Source organism: Novosphingobium sp. (assembly GCF_036733805.1).
Lineage (GTDB): Bacteria > Pseudomonadota > Alphaproteobacteria > Sphingomonadales > Sphingomonadaceae > Novosphingobium.
Window position 1 is genome coordinate 1 of record NZ_DAIMZT010000097.1, and the last position, 6,292, is coordinate 6,292.

The window sequence follows — 6,292 nt, forward strand, 5'->3', positions numbered from 1 at the left end:
CTTGAAGCCCGGCCACTGCGTGGTCGAGAACTCCAGGCAGAAAAAGCGCCCGCCATACTTGAGCACACGGAACGCTTCGGCCAGCGCCTGGTCGATATGCGTCACGTTGCGAATGCCGAAAGCGATTGTGTAAGCATCGAAGAAGCGATCGGGAAAAGTCAGCTCCTCCGCATTCTGGCGCGACCAGACGAGGCCATCGATCCCCCGCTCCATCGCGCGTTCGATACCTACGTCGAGCATGTCCTGATTGATATCCGACACGGTGATCTCCGCGCCCGAAGGGACCATGCGGAAAGCGATATCCCCGGTGCCACCCGCCATATCAAGGATCTGTTCGCCTGCCTGCGGTTTGACGCGGCGGACGAACTTGTCCTTCCACAGCCGGTGCATGCCAGCGGACATCGCATCGTTCATCACGTCGTACTTGCGCGCGACGGACGAGAAGACGGCGCCGACGCGCTGCTCCTTGTCGTTAGGGTTGATTTCTTCGTAGCCGAAGGAAACGGTTTCGCTCATGGACGCGCGCTTTAAGCACAATCTGCGCGCAGGCAAAGGGCGATGAGGTGAATACAGTCGCCGCTCGCAATCATACCGGATCGAAACGGGTAATTGCGGCTCCATCGTCCAAGAGAACGATCCCGCCATTATCCTCCGTTCTCCTTAGGGTTTCCTTAGGTAGATGCCCCTTATCGTCGCGGTCCCCGCCTGTGCCTTGGCGGGAGACATCAGCAGCGGGTGAGAATTTGAACGTCAAACCTGGCCTCACGGAAAAGTCGCGAAGACGCGAATTGCTGGTGCCCATCGCATGCATGACGTTCGGCAAGCTGGTCTTGCTGATGTTGCTGGTGGCGTTCCTTACCGCTTGCTTTGACTGGACTGCGTCCGAACGCGAACAGAGCATGGTCCAGCAGGGCTTTCAGCGCCAACTCGAGCAGTACGACGACCTGCTCGTCCCCCAAGCGGACTGGGACAAGGCCATCGCCAAGCTGGATCACCGGTTCGACCCGGAATTTGCCGATGTGAACTTCGGCAACCAGCTCTACACCTTCAACGGCTTCACGCGCACCTTCTTCATCGATGGCAAAGGCGGCGTGGTCTATTCGTCGGTGAACGGCAAGCGGGCAGGAAAGGAAGCATTCCGGCCATTCGCCGAGATAACCCGCCGCTTGCTCGTACCGGTACGCCGCGCCGAGGATCGCCGCCCACCCATCAGGCCCACCACCAAGGACGGAGACCCGGTAACCCGGCCTATCCAGGCCAATGGCCTCGTCCAGGTGGGAAAGACCGTCTACATCGTTATTGCCACGTTGATCCAGCCGGATCAGGGTCGCATCCTTCCCAAAGGTCCGCGCGCACCGGTGGCCATTACCGCCCTGCCGATCGACGCGGCTTTGCTGCGCACTTTCGCCGCGCGCTATCTGGTGGACGATCTTGAAGTCGTGAGCGCGGGTTCGCGCTTTCTGGGCAAAGCCTATTTCCCCCTCCTTTCGCCATCGGGCCACGAAATCGCCGCGCTCGCCTGGACACCGCGCCGGCCGGGCATCACCCTCTTCGAAAAACTGAAGTTCCCGATGCTGATCGCAGTCCTTCTTCTGGGTCTGGCCGGATGGAACCTCGTCAGACGCAGCGGCGCGATGGTGGACAAGCTGATCCAGAGCGAAAAGCGGGCGATGCATCTGGCCTATCACGATCAGCTTACACAGGTCCCCAATCGAGCGATGCTGTTCGAATGCCTGCCAGCGATGCTCGCGGCGATCGGCGGTAAAAAGCCTCTGCTGGCGGTCTTGTGCATCGATCTCGACCGCTTCAAGGAAGTGAACGACACGCTGGGTCACGAAGCCGGCGATCATTTGCTCAAGGCCGTTGCAGAGCGCCTTCGCGCCGCCCCGACAACCGGCGAAGACGCGCTTATCGCGCGGCTGGGTGGCGACGAGTTCGTTCTCGCCTGTCCGGTCAAGAACCGTCACTCGGCGGAGCGTCTGGCGCGGCGCTGCCTGGAACTGCTGATGCAACCGATCGACTGCGACTATGGCCAGATCGATGTCGGCTGCTCGATCGGCGTGGCGCTGATCGACAGCGAGACCATCGATCCCTCAGCCGTGCTGCGGCGCGGCGACATGGCACTGTACCAAGCGAAAGGGGATGGACGAGGGCGGATGGTTTTCTTCGAACCTTCCATGGACGAAGCGTTCAGGACACGCCGCGTCCTGGAGGAAAGCATGCGTGCATCCCTGCGGGACGACGCATTCCACATGGTCTATCAGCCGCAGGTCGATCTTCAGGACGAAGTGCACTCCGTTGAGGCGTTGCTGCGCTGGAAGCATCCCGAACTTGGCGAGATTTCCCCGTCAGTGTTCATACCGCTGGCGGAAGAGACCGGCCTGATTACGACGATCGGCGAATTTGTGATGCGGCGGGTGTTCGAGGAAACGGCCGGCTGGCGCCGACTGCGTGTCGCGATCAATGTCTCGGCGATCCAGATGCGCATGCCCGGTTTCGCAGCGCAAGTGATGCAACTGGCCGCAAAGGCCGGCGTGGATCCGACACGCTATGAAATCGAGCTGACGGAAACGGCGCTTCTGGGTGATGGTCCGGCCACGGCGGAGAACTTCGAGGTCCTGCGTCGCATGGGCTTTTCCATCGTCCTCGACGATTTCGGAACGGGCTATTCCAGCCTCAGCCTGCTGCATCGCTTCCGGGTGGACAAGATCAAGATTGACCGTTCCTTCGTAAACGGCCTGAATGAGAGCGATGAAATCGACGCGCTGGTAAGCGCAATCGTGGAACTGGCGAGATCCTTCCGTCTCGGAGTGATCGCGGAAGGCGTGGAAACCGAGGAGCAGCGACGCCGGTTGACCCGATCGGGATGCACGGAGTTCCAGGGCTTCCTCACAGGCCGACCGATGACCGCCGCGGAAGCGGCCGCGTTGTTCGAACCCCAGGACGTCGTCCTCAAACTGGCCTGAAGCGGCGTGCTTTCGGGGTGAACGACATCATCAGGCAAGGCGTCGCGCCAGCGCTGCGTTGCCATAGTGCGGATCATCCGTCACCTCTCGATCGATCCAACCAGGCAGCACGATCTCCTCATCCGCCCTGGACAGTTCGATCTCGGCCAGAACCAGACCCGCCAGCGGGCCCGAAAACTCGTCAACCTCCCATGTTCGCCCGTTCTCCGCGGGAACGGAATGGCGCACCTTCTCGACAATTCCGCCAACGCGCAGGTCCAGCATCGCAAGCGCGTCATCAAGGGGGACCGCATATTCAAATTCGGCGCGCGAAAGAACCCCCGTGACCGGGTTTGACTCGGCCTTGACCGTCAGTTTCGCGCTGCCTTCATTGACGATGCGGACACGCACGCTGGCTGGACTGTCGACGCAGAGATATGCCTGGCGGATACGCTGCGCATCGACCGCGTGGGCCCGCCAGTCGTCGCCTTGGACAAGGAACTTGCGCTCGATTTCAATTCCCATCCTAGAGCCTTTCACTCGCAGCTTCGGCATCGGCGGGGTCATACCAGATTCGCCACAAGGCACGCCAATGACGGCTCAGAAGACGCGGCTTCTGAGCCAGAAGGCGCGCGACCAAGGGACCGATCTCCCTCTCAACACCGATGCGCCGGCGATCGGCCAATCCGAGCATGACGCGCGCGGTTCCCGCACTTTCGGCATGAGGCAGGGACGAGCCCAACCGTCCCTCAAACACGCAGATGTCATGATGCAGCCCCAGCAAATCGGCCAGGTCGCTCAATTCCGCCGCCCGCGCCTCCATCGCACGGGACCAGATCGGAGACAGCATGCGGGTGTGATACCAATGATATTTCATCAGCTTGCGCAGTTCGTGATAATGCAGGGCGGTCGGCTCCCGCATGACCGTCCGGGACGCCTTGCGCCCCTGCTTCAGAATCCGGCGCAGGCCCACGCCGATCGCGCCCCAGCCGTCGTCTTCAAGCACCCAGCCCTCAACCTCCTCGCGCTCAGCTTCCAGACGCTTGCGGACTTGATCCAACGACGCGGCGCCCGCCTTGCCCGGCATGGGATAAGCCAGGTCACGCGCAAAGGACGGCCTGAACGCGGCGAATGCCTGAACATCTTCCGGACCTGCGGCATCCGCCGCGAGGAGATCGAACGTGTCAAGCATGACCTTGTCCTCCCGCGAACCGGCCAGCAGGCGCGCAATATCGCGGAACTTGGCATTCTCATGCGCGTAATCAGCGAATACCGGACGTATCAGGCGCAGCAGGGCCCGCAGCTTCTTGCAGGTCTTGCGCACTTCATGCGTAGCTTTGTCCGCGTTTTCCGTGGCGATCGCCTTCAGCGCGCCCTCGATCTGTTCCCGCGCCATGCGGCGTACCGCCCGCTGCACCGAACGATCCCCCGCTGCAAACCTGTAGGCCATTTCCGCCTCCCGGCATCAGACCGCGATGATCGGACATGCCAAGCTTTCGCGCGTAAATGCAATATCCACTCGGGCGCGACGGCACAAACGAAAAGGGCGGCCCCGAAGAGCCGCCCTTCCTTCGTCTTTTCGTCCGGCAAGGGCCGGAAAGAAGATTACTTGAGCTCGACCGTGCCGCCGGCTTCTTCGATCTTCTTCTTGATGTCCTCGGCCTCGGCCTTGTTCACGCCTTCCTTGACGGGCTTGGGCGCGCCTTCGACGAGAGCTTTGGCTTCAGCGAGGCCCAGGCCGGTGATGGCGCGGACTTCCTTGATGACCTGGATCTTCTTGCCGCCGTCACCGGTGAGGATGACGTCGAACTCGGTCTTCTCTTCAACCGCAGCGGCGGCTTCGCCACCACCGGCGGGGGCGGCGACGGCCACGGCAGCAGCGGCGGAAACGCCCCATGCTTCTTCCAGGGCCTTGGCGAGGTCGGCCGCCTCAAGGACGGTCAGCTGCGACAGTTCTTCAACAAGCTTGGCGATATCGGCCATGATACTTCACTCCTGATCTGTGGTCCCACGGCGGCCTCATGCCGAGGTGGGATAAATCGTTCCGAATCGGATTGCTGGGCTGTGCGAGCTCAGGCAGCCTTGTCGGCATAGGCGGCAAAGACGCGCGCCAGCTTGGCCGCCGGAGCGGTCGAAAGCTGAGCGATCTTGGTCGCCGGAGCCTGAACGAGGCCGATGAGCTTGGCGCGCAGTTCGTCAAGCGAGGGCATCGAGGCAAGCGCCTTGATACCTTCCGCGTTCAGAACCTGCGAGCCCATCGCGCCGCCGACGATCTCGATCTTGTCGGTCGTCTTGGCGAAATCGACGACGGCCTTGGCGGCAGCGACGGGGTCCACCGAAGTGGCGATGGCCGTCGGGCCGGTCAGGAAGTCGCCAATACCGGCATAGTCGGTATCCGCGATGGCAAGCTTGGCAAGACGATTCTTCGCAACCTTGTAGGACGCGCCGGCGTCACGGATCTTGCCACGCAATTCGGTGGACTGAGCCACCGTCATGCCGAGGTTGCGGGTGATGACCACCACGCCGACCTCGTTGAAGACCGCGCTGAGCTGGGCGACCGTATCGGCTTTCTGCGAACGATCCATGCCTTACTCCTTCACAATGGCCGCGGGGGTCGCCCACGGCCGGCTACGTAGTCCGTGGGCCAGACCTTAAAAAGGCCGTGCGCCACGGGCGAGTCCGTTCGATGGGGAAGGAGTTTCGCGCCGAAACGCGAGAGTGGCACCACACTCTGAAAGAGCGAGGGGCCGGGAATTTTCCTGTTCCCCGTCTAGGCTGGAAATTAAGCGCCGGCATTTCCCGGAGCACCAACTGTCTCGGACGGATGAGCGACGGAAGCGAGTCCCGCCGTTCGGCCGCGCCCATTGGGGCAAAGGGGCATCAGAGTCAAGGCTGACGCTCAAGCGGGCGCCTGATCTACGAGATAGCACCTATAATCGTAGAAACTCTTTGTTAATCCGGCAGTGCCAGCCTGAAAGTTCGACGGGGGCATGAACAGCCAGGAGGCGGTTCGCATGCAGTCTGGCACTTACGAGCCCGTACCCTTTGCCATCGGCGGCGTCGCTCATCCGAAACCCGCGCCGATGACGATCGATGCCTCCAACCCCGCCAAGCATTTCGGCCCCCGGGAGGCCAGCGGTTTCAGACCGCTGTTTTTCGCTCGCCCGGCCAACGGAAACGAGACCGAGGCCCAGCTGCGGCTCGATTGGCGACAAGCGGCGGCACAGGCCATCGCCAAAGCTTATTCCCAGGACCTCGCGCACAAGAAGGGCAGCCTGGTGAGCCTTTTGGTCTAGGCGGCGTGGACAAATTCCCCGCACCCACGGCTGGAGTCAAAAGCCGTCAAT

At 61.9% G+C, this 6,292-nt stretch carries 7 protein-coding genes; 2 read left to right on the plus strand and 5 right to left on the minus strand.

Annotated elements, in window-relative coordinates:
- Nucleotides 1-516 (minus strand): ubiquinone/menaquinone biosynthesis methyltransferase (locus V7D69_RS14975; RefSeq protein ID WP_333606195.1); only part of this gene is annotated, 516 nt, incomplete at its 3' end.
- Nucleotides 517-743: 227 nt separating this feature from the next.
- Between V7D69_RS14975 and V7D69_RS14980 the strand changes: the two genes are divergently transcribed.
- Nucleotides 744-2,966, plus strand: coding sequence for a putative bifunctional diguanylate cyclase/phosphodiesterase (locus V7D69_RS14980; RefSeq protein WP_333606196.1), 2,223 nt, complete (start codon nucleotides 744-746; stop codon nucleotides 2,964-2,966).
- A 30-nt stretch (nucleotides 2,967-2,996) separates the two neighbouring features.
- On the opposite strand, the gene V7D69_RS14985 is transcribed toward V7D69_RS14980, so the two are convergent.
- The 4 genes from V7D69_RS14985 to rplJ form a co-directional block, all read right to left on the minus strand.
- Nucleotides 2,997-3,470, minus strand: a complete 474-nt coding sequence (locus tag V7D69_RS14985) for a CYTH domain-containing protein (protein ID WP_324062311.1) — start codon at nucleotides 3,468-3,470, stop codon at nucleotides 2,997-2,999.
- A gap of 1 nt (nucleotide 3,471) precedes the next feature.
- On the minus strand, nucleotides 3,472-4,395 hold the full coding sequence (locus V7D69_RS14990) for a CHAD domain-containing protein (RefSeq protein WP_333606197.1): 924 nt from the start codon (nucleotides 4,393-4,395) through the stop codon (nucleotides 3,472-3,474).
- A 155-nt stretch (nucleotides 4,396-4,550) separates the two neighbouring features.
- Nucleotides 4,551-4,928: a 50S ribosomal protein L7/L12 gene (gene rplL / locus V7D69_RS14995; protein WP_324062307.1), complete on the minus strand. Its 378-nt coding sequence runs from the start codon at nucleotides 4,926-4,928 to the stop codon at nucleotides 4,551-4,553.
- An 89-nt stretch (nucleotides 4,929-5,017) separates the two neighbouring features.
- Nucleotides 5,018-5,530, minus strand: coding sequence for a 50S ribosomal protein L10 (gene rplJ / locus V7D69_RS15000; RefSeq protein WP_324062306.1), 513 nt, complete (start codon nucleotides 5,528-5,530; stop codon nucleotides 5,018-5,020).
- Nucleotides 5,531-5,959: 429 nt separating this feature from the next.
- On the opposite strand from rplJ, the gene V7D69_RS15005 reads away from it, so the two are divergent.
- Nucleotides 5,960-6,241, plus strand: coding sequence for a hypothetical protein (locus V7D69_RS15005; protein ID WP_333606198.1), 282 nt, complete (start codon nucleotides 5,960-5,962; stop codon nucleotides 6,239-6,241).
- Nucleotides 6,242-6,292 lie beyond the last annotated feature (51 nt).

What these genes read in the sequence shown, in the direction of transcription:
- V7D69_RS15005 (WP_333606198.1), top strand. Translation starts at nt 5,960, where the DNA reads ATGCAGTCTGGCACTTACGAGCCCGTACCCTTTGCCATCGGCGGCGTC.
- V7D69_RS14990 (WP_333606197.1), bottom strand. Translation starts at nt 4,395, where the DNA reads ATGGCCTACAGGTTTGCAGCGGGGGATCGTTCGGTGCAGCGGGCGGTA.
- rplL (WP_324062307.1), bottom strand. Translation starts at nt 4,928, where the DNA reads ATGGCCGATATCGCCAAGCTTGTTGAAGAACTGTCGCAGCTGACCGTC.
- rplJ (WP_324062306.1), bottom strand. Translation starts at nt 5,530, where the DNA reads ATGGATCGTTCGCAGAAAGCCGATACGGTCGCCCAGCTCAGCGCGGTC.
- V7D69_RS14985 (WP_324062311.1), bottom strand. Translation starts at nt 3,470, where the DNA reads ATGGGAATTGAAATCGAGCGCAAGTTCCTTGTCCAAGGCGACGACTGG.